The sequence below is a fragment of the Methylopila henanensis genome (genome assembly GCF_042681025.1).
GTDB lineage: Bacteria > Pseudomonadota > Alphaproteobacteria > Rhizobiales > Methylopilaceae > Methylopila > Methylopila henanensis.
Genome location: NZ_JBHUER010000020.1, coordinates 1 through 1,755, shown reverse-complemented (window position 1 = coordinate 1,755; position 1,755 = coordinate 1). Strand labels below are relative to the sequence as shown.

Below are 1,755 nucleotides of genomic sequence, written 5' to 3'. Positions count from 1 at the left end.
GCCGGCGTGGCCCATGCGGCGGCCGGGGGGAGCCGTGCGGCCCGCGATGAAGCCGACGGTCGGCTTCTTCCGGCCCCGCTTGGCCTCGTCCTTCAGGAACTGCGCCGCGTCCTCCTCCGCCGAGCCGCCGATCTCGCCGATCATCACGATCTGCTCCGTCCGGTCGTCCGCCAGCAGAAGCTCCAGCACGTCGATGAACTCGGTCCCCTTCACAGGGTCGCCGCCGATCCCCACCGCCGTCGTCTGGCCAAGGCCCTCGCGCGTCGTCTGGAACACCGCCTCGTAGGTCAGCGTCCCCGAACGCGACACCACGCCGACGGTGCCTCGGCTGAAGATGTTCGCCGGCATGATGCCGATCTTCGACTCTCCCGCCGTCACCACGCCCGGGCAGTTCGGGCCGATCAGACGGGTCTTGGAGCCCACGAGCGCCCGCTTCACCCGCACCATGTCGAGCACGGGGATGCCCTCCGTGATGCAGACCACCAGCGGGATCTCCGCCGCCACCGCCTCGAGGATCGCGTCCGCCGCCCCGGGCGGCGGCACGTAGACCACCGAGGCGTCCGCCCCGGTCGCCTCGCGCGCCTCGGCGACGGTGTCGAACACCGGCAGGTTCAGATGCGTCTGCCCGCCCTTCCCCGGAGCCACGCCGCCGACCATCTTGGTGCCGTAGGCGATCGCCTGCTCCGAGTGGAACGTGCCGTTCTTGCCCGTGAAGCCCTGGCAGATGACTTTCGTGTTCGCGTCGATCAGAACCGACATCGCTCAGGCCCCCTTCTTCACGGCCGCGACGATCTTCTGCGCCGCGTCGTCCAGATCGTCCGCCGGCAGCACGTTCAGCCCGCTCTCGGCGATGATGCGCTTGCCCTCTTCCACGTTGGTGCCCTCGAGCCGCACCACCAGCGGGACTTGAAGCCCCACCGCCTTCACCGCCGCGATCACGCCGCGCGCGATCACGTCGCACTTCATGATCCCGCCGAAGATGTTGACCAGGATCCCCTTCACGTTCGGATCCGCGGTGATGATCTTGAACGCCGCCGTCACCTTCTCCTCGGTCGCGCCGCCGCCCACGTCCAGGAAGTTCGCGGGCTCCTCGCCGTAGAGCTTGATGATGTCGAGCGTCGCCATCGCGAGGCCCGCCCCGTTCACCATGCAGCCGATCGTGCCGTCGAGCGCGATGTAGGCGAGGTCGTGCTTCGACGCCTCGATCTCCTTGGCGTCCTCTTCGGTGAGGTCGCGCAGCTCGGCGAGCTCGGGATGGCGGTAGAGCGCGTTCGAATCGAACGACACCTTGGCGTCCAGCACCCGCAGCTTGTCGTCCTTGGTGACGATCAGCGGGTTGATCTCCAGCATCGCCATGTCGAGGCCGACGAAGGCCGCGTAGAGCTGCTCGACGAGCTTGCCCGCCTGCTTCGCGAGATCGCCCGACAGCCCGAGCGCCTTGGCGATCGTGCGGCCGTGGTGCGGCTGCACGCCGGTCGCCGGGTCGACCGTGACGGTGTGGATCTTCTCCGGCGTGTCGTGCGCCACGTCCTCGATGTTCATGCCGCCTTCGGTCGAGACCACGAAGGCCACATGGCCCGTGTCGCGGTCGACCAGCGCCGACAGGTAGAACTCCTTGGCGATCGCCGAGCCTTCCTCGACGTACAAGCGGTTCACCTGCTTGCCGGCGGGGCCCGTCTGAACCGTCACCAGCGTGCGGCCGAACATCTGCTCCGCGAAGGCCTTCGCCTCCTCGGCCGACTTCGCCAGCCGCAC

Annotated in this window: 2 protein-coding genes; both read right to left on the bottom strand. The window is 68.5% G+C overall.

Annotation, left to right across the window (positions count from 1 at the left end):
* Window positions 1-759 (bottom strand): succinate--CoA ligase subunit alpha (gene sucD, locus ACFSCV_RS19185; protein ID WP_378801182.1); only part of this gene is annotated, 759 nt, incomplete at its 3' end.
* Between the two features lie 3 nt (window positions 760-762).
* A partial coding sequence (gene sucC / locus ACFSCV_RS19180; protein WP_378801181.1) for an ADP-forming succinate--CoA ligase subunit beta occupies window positions 763-1,755 on the bottom strand: 993 nt, incomplete at its 5' end.